This window comes from Pseudomonas sp. YQ_5 (assembly GCF_043103305.1).
GTDB lineage: Bacteria > Pseudomonadota > Gammaproteobacteria > Pseudomonadales > Pseudomonadaceae > Aquipseudomonas > Aquipseudomonas putida_Y.
Window position 1 is genome coordinate 80,304 of the sequence record NZ_JBICJS010000037.1, and the last position, 14,625, is coordinate 94,928.

Annotated in this window: 13 protein-coding genes and 1 tRNA gene; 11 read left to right on the top strand and 3 right to left on the bottom strand. The window is 61.4% G+C overall.

The features are described 5' to 3' along the window. Window positions 1-117: 117 nt before the first annotated feature. Window positions 118-1,779 (bottom strand): OFA family MFS transporter, encoded by a 1,662-nt coding sequence (locus ACF8EA_RS06685; RefSeq protein WP_021782632.1) that lies wholly within the window; start codon window positions 1,777-1,779, stop codon window positions 118-120. Window positions 1,780-2,047: 268 nt separating this feature from the next. Between ACF8EA_RS06685 and ACF8EA_RS06690 the strand changes: the two genes are divergently transcribed. From ACF8EA_RS06690 to ACF8EA_RS06715, 6 genes are all read left to right on the top strand, one after another. Further along, window positions 2,048-4,294, top strand: coding sequence for an AsmA family protein (locus ACF8EA_RS06690; protein ID WP_323600716.1), 2,247 nt, complete (start codon window positions 2,048-2,050; stop codon window positions 4,292-4,294). Continuing rightward, window positions 4,291-5,358 (top strand): A/G-specific adenine glycosylase, encoded by a 1,068-nt coding sequence (gene mutY / locus ACF8EA_RS06695; RefSeq protein ID WP_392521332.1) that lies wholly within the window; start codon window positions 4,291-4,293, stop codon window positions 5,356-5,358. The genes ACF8EA_RS06690 and mutY overlap by 4 nt, the downstream gene beginning before the upstream one ends. Further along, a complete protein-coding gene (locus ACF8EA_RS06700; protein WP_003255742.1) occupies window positions 5,355-5,627 on the top strand; it encodes an oxidative damage protection protein in 273 nt (90 codons plus the stop codon). The genes mutY and ACF8EA_RS06700 overlap by 4 nt, the downstream gene beginning before the upstream one ends. Window positions 5,628-5,717: 90 nt before the next feature. Continuing rightward, window positions 5,718-5,793, top strand: a tRNA-Phe gene (locus ACF8EA_RS06705). 169 nt (window positions 5,794-5,962) lie between these two features. Beyond that, the gene (gene ppk2, locus ACF8EA_RS06710; RefSeq protein WP_021782629.1) at window positions 5,963-6,943 is read left to right on the top strand and encodes a polyphosphate kinase 2; all 981 of its coding nucleotides are present in this window, start codon (window positions 5,963-5,965) and stop codon (window positions 6,941-6,943) included. 121 nt (window positions 6,944-7,064) lie between these two features. Beyond that, window positions 7,065-7,508, top strand: a complete 444-nt coding sequence (locus tag ACF8EA_RS06715; RefSeq protein WP_021782628.1) for a hypothetical protein — start codon at window positions 7,065-7,067, stop codon at window positions 7,506-7,508. Window positions 7,509-7,621: 113 nt separating this feature from the next. Here the strand turns inward: ACF8EA_RS06715 and gabP are convergent, their stop codons facing one another. Then, window positions 7,622-9,007 carry a GABA permease gene (gabP, locus tag ACF8EA_RS06720; RefSeq protein ID WP_321141844.1) on the bottom strand — a complete coding sequence of 462 codons (1,386 nt, stop codon included), beginning with the start codon at window positions 9,005-9,007 and terminating at the stop codon, window positions 7,622-7,624. A 631-nt stretch (window positions 9,008-9,638) separates the two neighbouring features. Between gabP and ACF8EA_RS06725 the strand changes: the two genes are divergently transcribed. From ACF8EA_RS06725 to ACF8EA_RS06745, 5 genes are all read left to right on the top strand, one after another. Further along, on the top strand, window positions 9,639-10,412 hold the full coding sequence (locus ACF8EA_RS06725) for an ABC transporter ATP-binding protein (protein ID WP_003255746.1): 774 nt from the start codon (window positions 9,639-9,641) through the stop codon (window positions 10,410-10,412). A gap of 11 nt (window positions 10,413-10,423) precedes the next feature. Continuing rightward, window positions 10,424-11,176 carry an ABC transporter substrate-binding protein gene (locus ACF8EA_RS06730; protein ID WP_021782626.1) on the top strand — a complete coding sequence of 251 codons (753 nt, stop codon included), beginning with the start codon at window positions 10,424-10,426 and terminating at the stop codon, window positions 11,174-11,176. 54 nt (window positions 11,177-11,230) lie between these two features. Next, window positions 11,231-11,923, top strand: coding sequence for an ABC transporter permease (locus ACF8EA_RS06735; protein ID WP_021782625.1), 693 nt, complete (start codon window positions 11,231-11,233; stop codon window positions 11,921-11,923). Next, entirely contained in the window at window positions 11,923-12,612 is a 690-nt protein-coding gene (locus ACF8EA_RS06740; RefSeq protein WP_014589362.1) for an ABC transporter permease, read from the top strand. The genes ACF8EA_RS06735 and ACF8EA_RS06740 overlap by 1 nt, the downstream gene beginning before the upstream one ends. A gap of 111 nt (window positions 12,613-12,723) precedes the next feature. Continuing rightward, entirely contained in the window at window positions 12,724-13,929 is a 1,206-nt protein-coding gene (locus ACF8EA_RS06745; RefSeq protein ID WP_392521333.1) for a methyltransferase, read from the top strand. A 293-nt stretch (window positions 13,930-14,222) separates the two neighbouring features. Here ACF8EA_RS06745 and ACF8EA_RS06750 read toward each other — a convergent pair whose 3' ends face one another. Continuing rightward, window positions 14,223-14,513 carry a DUF3077 domain-containing protein gene (locus ACF8EA_RS06750; RefSeq protein WP_103463402.1) on the bottom strand — a complete coding sequence of 97 codons (291 nt, stop codon included), beginning with the start codon at window positions 14,511-14,513 and terminating at the stop codon, window positions 14,223-14,225. Between the last annotated feature and the right edge of the window lie 112 nt (window positions 14,514-14,625).

Genomic DNA, 14,625 nt, shown 5'->3' on the forward strand with positions numbered 1-14,625 from the left:
CGCGGATGACATATGGCAAAGCCAGGATTTACACGGACTGAATACCGCTACAGGTCTATACAACCACAACGGCCCGCTCCTGCATCTGCGAAAGGGGCGCAACGCGCCCCCTGCTGATCAATGGAACAGCACAGCGGTCTTCTGCAAGGTCACCCAGACACCCCAGGCCAACGGCACAACCACCACTGCCCAGGCCAGCAGCACCAATGGCAGGCTGCCTGGCGCCGCTTTCCACTCCAGCGACCGCGCCCCATCGGCGCCCTTGTCATGGCTCAACGCGCGCTCGGCCGCCAGTTCGGCATCACTCATGAAGTGCTTGTCGGCCACCGGACGCACCAGCATGTTGCAGATAAAGCCCAGCACCAGCAGACCCGCGAGGATGTACAAGGTCATGTCATAAGCCGCCGCCCGCTCCACGCCCGCCGCCAGTTGATACTCGCGCAGGTAGGTGATCAGCACCGGCCCCAGCACCCCGGCTGCCGCCCAAGCGGTCAGCAGGCGGCCATGAATGGCACCCACCATCTGCGTGCCGAACAGGTCGGCCAGGTAGGCCGGCACCGTTGCAAAGCCACCGCCATACATCGACAGAATGATGCAGAACGCGGCCACGAAAAGTGCCACGTTGCCCAGGTGCCCCATGTTCGGCACCAGGCTGTACAAGCCCACACCCAAAGCGAAGAAAGCAAAGTAGGTGTTCTTGCGGCCGATGTAGTCTGAGAACGATGCCCAGAAGAACCGGCCGCCAATGTTGAACAGACTCAGCAGGCCGGTAAAGCCGGCGGCGATGGCGGCAATTTGCGCCAACTGCGCAGTGCTCAGCTGGCTGAAGGTCAGTTCGTTGCCCAGTAATTTACCGGCGAACACTTCCTGCAGCAGCGGCGAAGCCATACCGATAATGCCGATGCCCGCCGACACGTTCAGGCACAGCACCAGCCAGATCAGCGCGAACTGCGGGGTCTTCCAGGCCACACTGACGTGCACGTGACGGTCGGTGACCATGGCGTTACTGGCATTCTTCAACGGCGCAGCCCAGCCTTCAGGCTTCCAGCCGGTCGGTGGTACGCGATACGCCAAGGCGCCAGCGGTCATGAACACAAAGTAGATCGCCGCCATGGCGACAAAGCTCTGCCATACGCCAACTTCGTGCTCATTGCCAAAATGCCCCATAAGCGCGGTGGCCAGCGGTGCCCCTACCATGGCCCCGCCGCCAAAGCCCATGATCGCCATACCGGTGGCCATGCCGCGTTTGTCCGGGAACCACTTGATCAAGGTCGACACCGGCGAGATGTAGCCCAGGCCCAGACCGATACCGCCGATCACGCCGGAGCCAAGCCACATCAGCCACAGCTGATGGGTTTTCACACCTATCGCCGAAAGCAGCATGCCACCGCACCAGCACAAGGCCGACACCAGGCCAGCCTTGCGCGGGCCGGCGTGCTCCAGCCAGCCGCCCAGCACCGCCGCCGAGCAGCCGAGGAATACGAAGAACAGGGTGTAGATCCAGCTCAGCATCGAGATTGGCCAGTCGCATTCGGCGCTGAACATTCGGGCCATGAAGCCCATGTCTGCCGCACAGGCGACGGGGGCGGTGATCCCAAGGGCTTGCGACAAAGGCAGCCAGAATACCGAGAAGCCGTAGGCCATACCGATGCACAGGTGAATAGCCAGGGCGGCTGGCGGAACCAGCCAGCGGTTGAAGCCTGGGCGGGCGATTATGCGTTCCTTCGACAGGAAACCTGGCGCACTGGCCGAGGTTCCCGTCGCGACAGTACTGGTCATGGATCTGATCCTTGTTATTGGGAAGGTGCTCGCGAAGCGGCGCAAGGGTAGCAGCATCAAGCAGGATGAAAGCAATCTGCCATCGCTCAATTCTGCCCGACTGAAACGGTCATGGTTCCGGCACAAGCTCAATATTAGGCTGTCGAAAGCCGTACCATCTGATACAGGCGTAGGAATTTCCTACATCTCTAGTCGTACAAGCAGGGGGAACCGCTACAGCGTTATACTCTGCCGCCTGAACTCACTAACGGACTAAAAGGACTCGCCCATGAAAGCGTTCGGCAAAATCCTGGGACTGGGGCTTCTCGGGTTACTGCTGATCATCGTGGCGCTGGGCTTCGCCCTGACCCACCTCTTTGATCCCAACGACTACAAAGACGAGATTCGCCAGTTGGCACGCGACAAGGCTCACATCGAACTGACCCTCAACGGTGACATCGGCTGGAGCCTGTTCCCGTGGCTGGGCCTGGAGCTGCACGAAGCCAGCATCGCTACCTTGAACAAACCCAAGGAGCCGTTCGCCGATCTGCAGATGCTTGGTCTTTCAGTCCGTGTGCTGCCGCTGCTGCGCCGCGAAGTACAAATGAGCGACGTACGTGTCGAAGGCCTGAACCTGACCCTGACGCGCGACGAACAGGGCCACGGCAACTGGGAGGACATCGGCAAGCCGCTGCCCGCGGAGAATGGCGCAAGCACCAATGCACCGGCACAGGCACCTGCCGAGCAGAAGCCTGCGACCGCCGACAGCAACGAGCGCGCCATCAAGCTGGACATCGACAGCCTGACCGTGAACAACGCCCGCGTGCAGTACACCGATGCCAAGACCGGTCACAGCTACAGCGCCGAGAGCATCCAGCTGAGCACCGGCCCGGTCCATGAAGGCGCAAACATCCCGCTCAAGGCCAGCGCCTTCATCAGCGCCAGCCAGCCGAACATCAAGGCCCGTACCGAACTGGCCGGCGAATTGCGCTTCGACCGCAAGCTCAAGCGCTACAACTTCGAAGACATGCGCCTGTCGGGCGAGACCTCGGGTGAGCCTACTGGCGGCAAGACCGTGACTTTCGCCGCCCAAGGCCAACTGCTGGTCGACCTGGCCGCCAATGTCGCCACGTGGAACGGCCTGAAAGTTTCGGCCAACCAACTGCGCGCCCTCGGTGAGCTGAACCTGCGTGATCTGGACAAGGCACCCCAGCTGAGCGGCGGCCTGTCCATCGCCCAGTTCAACCTGCGCACCTTCCTTGAAAGCATCGGCCGCCCGCTGCCGGCCACCAACGACCCGGCCGCCTTCGCCAAACTGGAACTGGTAACTCGCCTGAAGGGCACGCCTGACAGCCTGGCCCTGGAAGACCTGGCGGTGAAGCTGGACGACAGCACCTTCAGCGGCCGCGTGGCCGTCGAAGATTTCGCCAGACAGGCCCTGCGCCTGCAGCTTAAGGGCGACACCTTCGACGCCGACCGCTACCTGCCGGCCAAGAGCGAAGAGGCCAAGGGCGCCACCGCTGCGCGCCAGGCCGAGGTCAAGCAACAAGAGGCCAGCGCCGTAGCCAGTGCCGGCTCCACACCACTGCCCAGTGCCCCGACACAAGTGGCATGGAGCGACGACAAGCTGCTGCCGGTCGACCGTTTGCGCGCCCTCGATCTGCAGGCCGACCTGGCCTTCGGCTCGTTGACCCTGGATAAGCTGCCGATCGAAAACGCCCAGCTCAAGGCCGTTGGCCAAGGCGGCCTGCTGACCCTGCAAACCCTGCGCGGAGAGCTGTACAACGGCACCTTCGAAGCCAAGGGGACGGTCGACGTGCGCCCTGCCGTGCCGCAGCTGGGTGTAAACACCAACATCCAGCGGGTGCCGGTGGAACACTTCATCAAGGCCGAAGGCAAGGAACAGACGCCACCGGTCAAGGGCCTGCTGACCCTGACCAGTGATCTGACAGCCACCGGTAACAGCCAGAAGGCACTGGTCGACACCCTGAACGGCAGCGCAAACTTCGCCATCAACGATGGCGTGCTGGTCAATGCCAACCTGGAACAGCAACTGTGCCAGGCCATCGCCACGCTCAATCGCAAGACGCTGAGCAGCGAACCACGCGGCAAGGACACCCCGTTCCAGGAACTGCGCGGCAGCCTGGTCATACGCAATGGCGTCGCCAGCAACCCGGACCTCAAGGCCCGCATCCCAGGCCTGACCGTCAACGGCCATGGTGACCTCGACCTGCGCGTGCTGGGCATGGACTACAACATCGGCGTAATCGTCGAAGGCGACCAGCGTGCCATGCCAGACCCGGCCTGCCAGGTCAACGAACGTTATGTGGGTGTTGAAGTTCCCCTACGCTGCCGTGGCCCGCTGGAACTCGGCGCAAAGGCCTGCCGCCTCGACCAGAACGGCCTGGGCAAGGTTGCCGCCAAGCTGGCCGGCAACCGCCTGAAAGACAAGATCGATGAAAAGCTTGATGAAAAACTTGGAGACAAAGTGAGCCCGGAACTGAAAGACGCGCTCAAGGGGCTGTTCAAGCGATGAGCCCCGAGCAGTTCTCCAGCGCTGTGCTGGACTGGTATGACGAGCACGGCCGGCATGATCTGCCCTGGCAACAGGGCATCACCCCGTACCGCGTGTGGGTGTCGGAAATCATGTTGCAGCAGACCCAGGTCAGCACCGTGCTCAACTACTTCGACCGCTTCATGCAGGCCCTGCCAACCGTGCAAGCCCTGGCCGAGGCACCGGAGGACGAAGTGCTGCACCTGTGGACGGGCCTGGGTTACTACACCCGCGCACGCAACCTGCAAAAAGCCGCCAAGGTCGTCGTCGAGCAACATGGCGGCGAATTCCCGCGCAGTGTCGAGCAGCTTACCGAGCTGCCCGGCATCGGCCGCTCCACTGCCGGCGCGATCGCCAGCATCAGCATGGGCATCCGCGCACCGATCCTCGACGGCAACGTCAAGCGCGTGCTGGCACGCTACACCGCCCAGGCGGGCTACCCAGGCGAACCCAAGGTTGCCAACCAGCTATGGGCCACTGCCGAGCGTTTCACCCCGCAACAACGCGCCAACCACTACACCCAGGCGATGATGGACATGGGCGCCACGCTGTGCACGCGCAGCAAGCCCAGCTGCCTGATCTGCCCGTTGCAGCGTGGCTGCGAAGCGCACCTGCACGGCGAAGAAACCCGTTACCCCGAGCCCAAACCGCGCAAGGCACTGCCGCAACGGCGCACACTGATGCCTCTGCTGGCCAACCACGAAGGCGCCATCCTGCTTTACCGACGTCCCTCCAGCGGCCTGTGGGGTGGTTTGTGGAGCCTCCCGGAACTGGACGACATCACCCAGCTCGACGACCTGGCCTATCAGCACGGCCTGCGCCTGGCTGGCCGCCACGCCATGGACCGCCTGACCCATACCTTCAGCCACTTCCAGCTGGCGATCGAACCCTGGCTAGTACGCGTCGACCCGGTCGGCGAGCACGTGGCCGAGGCCGACTGGCTCTGGTATAACCTCGCCACCCCGCCGCGTCTGGGCCTCGCCGCCCCGGTGAAAAAGCTGCTTGAACGCGCGACCGACGAACTGATTGCAGGAGACGCCCGATGACCCGCACCGTGATGTGCCGCAAGTACCAAGAAGAACTACCAGGCCTGGAACGCCCGCCCTACCCCGGCGCCAAGGGCCAGGACATCTTCGAACACATCTCGCAGAAAGCCTGGGCCGACTGGCAGAAGCACCAGACCATGCTGATCAACGAAAAGCGCCTGAACATGATGAACGCCGAGGACCGCAAATTCCTCCAGGCCGAAATGGACAAGTTTTTCGCCGGCGAAGAATACGCCCAGGCCGAAGGCTACGTTCCACCGGCCGAATGACCCCAAAAATCGTAAGCGACGGAATTAATTTAAAATTTTTTCAAAAAGTCGTTGACGAGCGGTCCGGAAATCTATTTAATTCACCTCGTCGCCCAGATAGCTCAGTCGGTAGAGCAGAGGATTGAAAATCCTCGTGTCGGCGGTTCGACTCCGTCTCTGGGCACCACCTTCAAGCTTCTGGTGGTTGCAAAGTTACCCGAAGCGACAACAAGAAACCCGCCTAGTGCGGGTTTTTTGTTGTCTGTAATTTTTCTCATTGATCAGCATCAAATAGCCATTATTCGCTCACCTTCATAATCGAATACGGACATCCGCATCGACCAGCAAGGACCTCCATGAGCGAAGAATCACCCCTCCTGCTCCCCTCCCCCAGCGAATCCGCACTCACACCGATCCGCACCCGCCGCCCACGCCAGCGCAAGCCGGAGCCGACAATAACCAGCATCAGCCAGCAACCCGCAGCGCTGGAGGTTGCCACCGCCCCCAAGGGCAGCAACGAAGACAGCACCTCGGCGCGCCTGCCGGCCAACTACCCTTACCGTACCCGCCTGCGACGCCAGGACTACGATAAGGCCAAGCATGCGTTACAGATCGAGCTACTGAAGGTACAGAGCTGGGTGAAGGAAACCGGCCAGCGGGTGGTGATCCTGTTCGAAGGGCGCGATGCCGCAGGCAAGGGCGGCACCATCAAGCGCTTCATGGAGCACCTCAACCCACGCGGTGCGCGCATCGTCGCTCTGGAGAAGCCTTCCGAGCAGGAGAAAGGCCAGTGGTACTTCCAGCGCTACATCCAGCACCTGCCCACGGAGGGTGAAATGGTGTTCTTCGACCGTTCCTGGTACAACCGGGCCGGAGTCGAGAAGGTGATGGATTTTTGCACGCCACTGCAGTACCTGGAATTCATGCGTCAGACGCCAGACTTGGAGCGCATGCTGTGCAACAGTGGCATCCTGCTGTTCAAGTACTGGTTTTCGGTGAACCGCGAAGAGCAGCTGCGCCGTTTCATTTCGCGCCGGGACGACCCGCTCAAGCATTGGAAGCTGTCACCCATCGACATCAAGTCGCTAGACAAGTGGGAGGACTACACCTCGGCCAAGGAGGCGATGTTCTTCCATACCGATACAGCCGATGCGCCGTGGACGGTGATCAAATCAGATGACAAGAAGCGGGCGCGGATCAACTGCATCCGGCATTTCCTGCATTCGCTGGACTACCCGGGTAAAGACCCTCGGGTGGCGTATGCACCCGACCCTCTGCTGGTAGGCCGAGCTTCACGCGGCTTCGAAGAAGATGAGACTCCGCAGCCAGCCACCTGAACGCTCGGCATGCCTACCATCCCACAGACCTCTCCACTGCAGCGCTCGGGAGCACTGCTTGGGTTTATCGGGCAATTGCGCTTCAATACGCGCACTTTCAGACACACCCAAGGATTTGCCCATGGCCACCCCTACCAAGCAACAGAAACGCGCCAAGCGCGCCGCCAGCAAGGCCAAGCAGAACCGCATGGTACGCAGCGGCCAAGCGGTCAAGGCCAGCGCCGGCGACAGCGCCAGCGTCGAGCAGGTGTACAACAAGGCCATGGAGTCGGGCAGCTACGACGCGATGTTCAACAAGATGAAGGAAGCCCAGGAAGGCGGCCTGGTGCCAATGATCTCGGTGTTCCTGGTGGACCCGCTACTCGCCCTCGTGCTCAAGGGGCACAAGGAAGAACACGCCACCGACTACATCGTGCTGGTGTTCAACGCCTACCGCAAATGGCTGGACGGCGCTGACGAAGAGACCACCATGGCCTGGCTGGAGAGTGATGAATTCCAGGAAGCCTATATCGCAGCTTCCGAACTCGTGGCCAAGCAGCAGCAACAGCAGAAGCAGTTTGGCTGACAGGCCTGTGGTGAACCTGTGAGAGCGGGCTTGCCCGCGAAAGGGCCATCACAGGCGACAGAAAAGGCCGCACCCTTCACAGGGCGCGGCCTTTTCATTTAAGCCAGCGCGGATCAGCTGTCCAGCGCCACCCGCCCGGCAGCCTCGCGCTTGCGATGAACCAGCAAGCCCGCCGCCACCACACCAATACTCAGCAGCGCAGTCGCAATGATCTCTACACGGTGATCCTCACGCAGCGCCATGACTACCAGAATGGCAACGATGAAGGCAATGGTCGCCCAGGTCAGCCCCGGGAACAGCCACATCTTGAAGGTGATCTTTTCGCCACGGGCTTCACGCTGGGCGCGCATGCGCAGTTGCGACACGGCGATCACCAGATACACCAGCAGCGCAATGGCGCCAGAGCTGGCCAGCAGGAACTCAAATACCTGGGCCGGTGCCACGAAGTTGGCGAACACGCAGAGAAACGCCGCCGCAGTGGACAGCAGTACCGCCACGTGCGGGGTCGCCGCCTTGGTGGTGCGCTGGGCGATGGCCGGAGCGTCGCCACGCTTGCTCAGCGAGAACAACATGCGCGAAGAAGTGTATAGCGCCGAGTTCAGGCAGCTGGTTACTGCAACAAGCACGACGATGTCGACGATCAGCTTGGCGTTCGGCACACCGATACGGCTCAGCACGGTCTGGTAGGAGCCAGCCTCGGCCAGGGCCGGGTCGTTCCACGGCACCAGGGCCACGACCAGGAAGATCGACACCAGGTAGAACAGGCAGATACGCCAGATTACCGAGTTTGTGGCACGGCTGATCTGCTTGCCCGGGTCCTTCGACTCGGCAGCGGCGATGGTGACGATTTCAGTACCCATGAACGAGAACATGGTGGTCAGCATCGCGGCCAGCACTGCGCCCAGACCGTTGGGCATGAAGCCCTGGGTATCGAACAGGTGGCTGGCACCGCTCACCTGGCTATTCGGTACAAAGCCGAACAAAGCAGCACAGCCCACGGCGATGAAGCCGATGATCGCCAGCACTTTGAGCAAGGCAAACCAGAACTCGAACTCACCGTAGTTCTTCACGCTGCACAGGTTGGTAAGTGTCAGTGCCAGGGTAATGATGAGGGAGAACGCCCACAGATCAACTGCGGGGAACCAGGCATGCAGAATGGCCGCGGCCGCGTTGGCCTCCAGCGGAATCACCAGCACCCAGAACCACCAGTACAGCCAGCCAATGGTGAAACCGGCCCAGCGCCCGATGGCGCGGTCGGCATACGTAGAGAACGAACCGGTGTCAGGCGAGGCGACTGCCATTTCACCCAGCATACGCATGACCAGCACGACCAGCGTACCAGCGGCAGCGTAAGCCAGCAGCACGGCAGGGCCGGCAGCTGCGATGGCGTGGCCGGAGCCTACGAACAGGCCGGCACCGATGACGCCAGCGATGGACAGCATGGTTACATGCCGTTGTTTGAGCCCCTGAGCGAGGTCATTGGAATTGTTACCGCTCATTGAAACTACCTTTGTAAGGAGTGGACCACGCCGACTGCGGATACAGAGCGCGCCAGGGGTTGACCTAGGCGTCGCTGCAATCGGCGGTTTCCTACTGGCAATAAGCGCGCCAGGTGCTGAATACATTCATCAGAAAACTCTGCAGGCCTTTTAGGATGCGGCCCGGAGGGCTTTCGGCCATTCCTTGACCGAAAGGGCACCAAATAGGCGGATTACTGAAATACCCACTTACAAATGCACCAAAGGTGCTCCTCGGTAACACCTTTGCACCACTGCAATGCCGAGAAGTGCAACCCATGGGTACAACCTTATGACCCCAACGAAGCATTCGCGGGGTAACCCGCTCCCACAGGTAAAAGGTAGGGTTTACCCCTCCAATGGGCCAAAACAGCTTCCATGAGCCGGCCAAAGCTGGCACCATCGCGCCTTTTTTCATCAAGGCTCTGGTGCTGGGCGACACCTTCGCGGACATCTGCGCGACGTTACGCTGTAGCGATGCGACAAACTGCCCCACCAGCGCCCCCAGTCCCCGGCGACCCTGTTGGCCGTCATAATGCCGCTATGCTAGCTTGGCGCACGCCAGGAAGGCCGCCAACAGCTGGGAACGCACCCGAACACATGAGGACCGCACATGGCTCAGGCCACGCCCGCGCTGGAAATCCGCAATTTGCACAAACGCTACGGCGAGCAGGAAATTCTCAAGGGCATTTCGCTGACCGCTCGCGACGGTGACGTGATCTCCATCCTGGGGTCGTCCGGCTCCGGCAAGTCCACCCTGCTGCGCTGCATCAACCTGCTCGAGAACCCGCACCAAGGCGAAATCCTGGTCGCCGGTGAAGCCCTCAAGCTCAAGGCCGCCAAGAATGGCGACCTGATTGCAGCCGACAACCGCCAGATCAATCGCCTGCGCAGTGAAATCGGCTTTGTCTTCCAGAATTTCAACCTGTGGCCACACATGTCGATCCTCGACAACATCATCGAGGCGCCACGCCGCGTGCTCGGCCAAAGCAAGGCCGAGGCCATCGAAGCCGCCGAAGCGCTGCTGAACAAGGTCGGCATCTACGACAAACGCCACAGCTACCCCGCCCAGCTTTCCGGTGGCCAGCAACAGCGCGCCGCCATTGCCCGTACCCTGGCCATGAAGCCTAAAGTGATCCTGTTCGACGAGCCCACTTCGGCCCTCGATCCGGAAATGGTCCAGGAAGTGCTTAACGTTATCCGCGCATTGGCCGAAGAAGGCCGTACCATGCTGCTGGTGACGCACGAGATGAGCTTTGCCCGCCATGTGTCCAGTGAAGTCGTCTTCCTGCACCAGGGCCTGGTCGAAGAGCAGGGATCGCCGCAGCAGGTCTTCGAAAACCCGACCTCGGCGCGTTGCAAGCAATTCATGTCCAGCCACCGCTAACGGAGCAATACATGCACACCTACAAGAAGTTTCTCCTGGCAGCTGCTGCCACGCTGGTGATGTCGGCAAACGCCATGGCCGCAGAAAAACTGCGCATGGGCATCGAAGCCGCCTACCCACCGTTCAACAACAAGGATGCCAGCGGTAACGTGGTTGGCTTCGACAAAGACATCGGCGACGCCCTGTGCGCCAAGATGAAAGTCGAGTGCTCGGTCGTTACCTCCGACTGGGACGGCATCATCCCGGCCCTTAACGCCAAGAAGTTCGACTTCCTGGTGTCGTCGCTGTCGATCACCGACGAGCGCAAGCAGGCTGTGGACTTCACCGATCCGTACTACTCCAACAAGCTGCAGTTCATCGCGCCGAAAAACGTCGACTTCAAGACCGACAAAGCGTCGCTGAAGGGCAAGGTCATCGGCACCCAGCGCGCCACCCTGGCCGGCACCTACCTTGAAGACAACTACCCGGATGTCGATATCAAACTTTACGACACCCAGGAAAACGCCTACCTCGACCTGGTCTCCGGTCGTATCGACGGCATCCTGGCCGACAAGTACGTGCAGTACGAGTGGCTGAAAAGCAAAGACGGCTCGAACTTCGAGTTCAAGGGTGAGCCGGTGATGGACAGCGACAAGATCGGCATTGCCGTGCGCAAAGGTGACACCAAGCTGCGCGACGACCTGAACAAAGCCCTGGCAGAAATCAAAGCCGACGGTACGTACAAGAAAATCAACGACAAGTACTTCCCGTTCAGCATCGAATGATCCGCCCTGACCGGCGCGCCCTTGCGGCGCGCCAGTCCCTAAAATGACCTGCCCATGAATATCGACCTGCACGGATTCGGTCCGGCCATGATGGCCGGCACCCTGATGACCGTAAAACTGGCGCTTTGCGCCTTGCTGCTGGGGCTGGTCCTGGGCCTGCTCGGCGCCCTGGCCAAGACCTCTCCGCTCAAGCCGCTGCAATGGCTTGGCGGCTTCTACTCGACCCTGGTTCGCGGCGTTCCCGAACTGCTGTGGGTGCTGCTTATCTATTTCGGTACCGTCGGGCTCATGAGCAGCCTCGGCGAAGCCCTGAACATGCCCGGCCTTGAGCTCAGCGCCTTTGCCGCGGGCGTGATCGCCCTGGGCCTGTGCTTTGGTGCCTACGCCACCGAAGTGTTCCGTGGCGCCATCCTGGCGATCCCCAAAGGCCACCGTGAAGCTGGCCTGGCGCTGGGCCTGTCCAAGGGCCGCATCCTCTCGCGGATCATCCTGCCGCAGATGTGGCGCATCGCCCTGCCCGGCCTTGGCAACCTGTTCATGATCCTGATGAAGGACACCGCCCTTGTGTCGGTAATCGGCCTGGAAGAAATCATGCGCCACGCACAAATCGGCGTGACCGTGACCAAAGAGCCGTTCACTTTCTACATGGTTGCAGCCTGCATCTACCTGGGCCTGACCGTCATTGCCATGACCGGTATGCATTTCATGGAAAAACGCGCCGCTCGCGGCTTTGCGAGGGCTGAATAATGAATTGGGAAGTCATCTTCAAATGGCTGCCACGCCTGGCCGAGGGTGCGGTCCTTACTCTGGAACTGGTGGCCATTGCCGTGGTTGCCGGGTTGATCCTGGCCATCCCGCTGGGCATCGCCCGTTCCTCGCGCCACTGGTACGTGCGCGCCGTGCCGTTCAGCTACATCTTCTTCTTCCGCGGCACGCCACTGCTGGTGCAACTGTTCCTGGTCTATTACGGCCTGGCGCAATTCGATGCAGTTCGTTCCAGCTCGCTGTGGCCGTACCTGCGCGACCCGTTCTGGTGCACGGTGCTGACCATGACCCTGCACACCGCCGCGTACATCGCCGAGATCCTGCGCGGCGCACTGCAGTCGATCCCCAAAGGTGAGATCGAAGCGGCGCGGGCGCTGGGCATGTCGCGGGGCAAGGCGCTGTTCTACATCATGCTGCCACGCGCCGCACGCATCGGCCTGCCGGCGTACAGCAACGAAGTGATCCTGATGCTCAAGGCCAGTGCCCTGGCCAGTACCGTGACCCTGCTGGAGCTGACCGGCATGGCCCGTACCATCATCGCCCGCACCTACCTGCCGGTGGAAATCTTCTTCGCTGCAGGCGTGTTCTACCTGGTGATCTCGTTCATGCTGGTGCAAGGTTTCAAGCTGCTGGAGCGCTGGTTGCGCGTGGATGCCTGCCAAGGCCGCTGACATCTCCTGGCCATCTTCGCGGGCACGCCCGCTCCTACAACAGGCCTATGCTGAACCTTTGTAGGAGCGGGTTTACCCGCGAATAGGCCCTCAAACCCAACACACATCCCCATGCCCAGCCCCCTCCACAGCCACCACCTAAGCACCCGCTTCCAGGCCCTCGACCAGTTCCTGATCGAGCACCAACGGCTGTGGAAACCCCGCCCCTTCACCACCCTGCAACTGGCCTGGGAAACCACCCACCCAGCGCTTGCCGCCCACCTGCGCCAATGTTCACTGGCAGACGCCGAAGCCGACAGTGCAGCTGACCGCTTGCCTGCCCCATTCCCGCAACTGGCCGAACAAGCCCGACAGCTCGCCACACTCGGCAGCCTTCCGCAAACCGACCTGCCACCTGCCGCCCACCGCCTGGACGTCGCCGTCCCCGGCCGCAAATGGCAGCAGATCGAAGCCTTCGCCAGCCACCTGGCATTCCGCGCCCGGCCCCACCACTGGCTGGACTGGTGTTCTGGCAAAGGCCACCTCGGCCGCCGCCTGCTGCAACCCGGCCAGCAGTTGACCTGCCTGGAGTACGACGCAGAACTGGTCACCGCAGGCCAGGCCCTGAGCACGCACCATCACCTGCCGGCACAGCACGTACACCAGGACGTGATGGCCACAGACAGCGCTCGCCACCTGGCTGACGATAAAAGCGTGGTTGCCCTGCATGCCTGTGGCGATTTGCATGTACGCCTGATGCAACTGGCCAGCCAGCAAGGTTGCCGGCAACTGGCCGTAGCCCCCTGCTGCTACAACCGCATCGCGGCGCAGCAATACCAGGCGTTATCCACAGCCGCGCAGGCGTCGAGCCTGCAGCTGTCGCTGGACGACCTGGGCCTGCCCTTGAGCGAAACCGTCACTGCCGGCGCCCGCGTGCGGCGCCAGCGCGACACCTCGATGGCCCGGCGCCTGGGCTTCGACCTGCTGCAACGCCAGCAGCGCCAGACCGATGAATACCTGCCGACGCCTTCCCTGCCGGTGGCCTGGCTGGAGAAGCCCTTCGAGCAATACTGCCGTGACTTGGCTGAACTGAAGCAATTGCCAGTGAGCGGCAACCCGGACTGGGCAATACTGGAAGCTGCGGGCTGGCAACGCCTGGCCGAGGTTCGGAACCTGGAGCGCGTACGCAACCTGTTCCGTCGGCCACTGGAGCTGTGGCTGGTACTCGATCGCGCCCTGTTCCTCGAAGAACAAGGCTATGACGTGCGCCTGGGCCTGTTCTGCGATTACCCACTGACCCCGCGCAACCTGCTCATTCTCGCGGAACGCGACGGTTAGCCGCAGCACAACCTGTGGATAAGTCTGTGAACAAGCTTGTGATTACCTGTTGGATCCAAGCGCTATTTCAAGCGCTTGGCTTATTCCTCCTTGCAGCTGCAACCCAGTAAAAACAGGCGTTTGCGCAAAGACCAGCGGCGTAGCGATCCGGCATGCCTTTCGCTCAGGCCCCTGATGCCACTTGTGCATAAAGATTTCTTGTGGTTAGCGCAAGCGCTGTTTGCACGGTCGCTTGTGGGAGCGGCCCTTGCGTCGCTAAAGGGATGCAAAGCAGCCCCGGCGGTCTGACTTTTTCAATTCGCCTTACCCTTGGCGATCTCGATATCGTTCATCAGCGCCTTGGCCATGTCGCACAGGTAATCGGCTGCACCCAGGAATTTATGGTCGTCCTCCATATCCCCCTCGCGCACCAGGTGCTTGATGTAGCCCATCAGGATCGAGACATGCTCATAGGCAGCATCGATGGGGACGCCGGGCTCTACGCGCAGCAGATTGAGGGACGGGTTACCGGCTGCGAGGAAGGTTTCCACGCCTGCGGTTGTGATTGGTTTGGGGGTGTTGGGATCAGAATCGATCGTTTTCACTTTTCAAACTCCCTAGTTCAAAAGGAGTTGCCGTGTTCATTCTTTCTCACGGAACAAAGGCGGCAACCGTGCACGAGGTGAGAAACCGAGTGAACGTAGGAAGCTCGGCCAG

What these genes read in the sequence shown, in the direction of transcription:
- ACF8EA_RS06685 (WP_021782632.1), bottom strand. Translation starts at nt 1,779, where the DNA reads ATGACCAGTACTGTCGCGACGGGAACCTCGGCCAGTGCGCCAGGTTTC.
- ACF8EA_RS06690 (WP_323600716.1), top strand. Translation starts at nt 2,048, where the DNA reads ATGAAAGCGTTCGGCAAAATCCTGGGACTGGGGCTTCTCGGGTTACTG.
- mutY (WP_392521332.1), top strand. Translation starts at nt 4,291, where the DNA reads ATGAGCCCCGAGCAGTTCTCCAGCGCTGTGCTGGACTGGTATGACGAG.
- ACF8EA_RS06700 (WP_003255742.1), top strand. Translation starts at nt 5,355, where the DNA reads ATGACCCGCACCGTGATGTGCCGCAAGTACCAAGAAGAACTACCAGGC.
- ppk2 (WP_021782629.1), top strand. Translation starts at nt 5,963, where the DNA reads ATGAGCGAAGAATCACCCCTCCTGCTCCCCTCCCCCAGCGAATCCGCA.
- ACF8EA_RS06715 (WP_021782628.1), top strand. Translation starts at nt 7,065, where the DNA reads ATGGCCACCCCTACCAAGCAACAGAAACGCGCCAAGCGCGCCGCCAGC.
- gabP (WP_321141844.1), bottom strand. Translation starts at nt 9,007, where the DNA reads ATGAGCGGTAACAATTCCAATGACCTCGCTCAGGGGCTCAAACAACGG.
- ACF8EA_RS06725 (WP_003255746.1), top strand. Translation starts at nt 9,639, where the DNA reads ATGGCTCAGGCCACGCCCGCGCTGGAAATCCGCAATTTGCACAAACGC.
- ACF8EA_RS06730 (WP_021782626.1), top strand. Translation starts at nt 10,424, where the DNA reads ATGCACACCTACAAGAAGTTTCTCCTGGCAGCTGCTGCCACGCTGGTG.
- ACF8EA_RS06735 (WP_021782625.1), top strand. Translation starts at nt 11,231, where the DNA reads ATGAATATCGACCTGCACGGATTCGGTCCGGCCATGATGGCCGGCACC.
- ACF8EA_RS06740 (WP_014589362.1), top strand. Translation starts at nt 11,923, where the DNA reads ATGAATTGGGAAGTCATCTTCAAATGGCTGCCACGCCTGGCCGAGGGT.
- ACF8EA_RS06745 (WP_392521333.1), top strand. Translation starts at nt 12,724, where the DNA reads ATGCCCAGCCCCCTCCACAGCCACCACCTAAGCACCCGCTTCCAGGCC.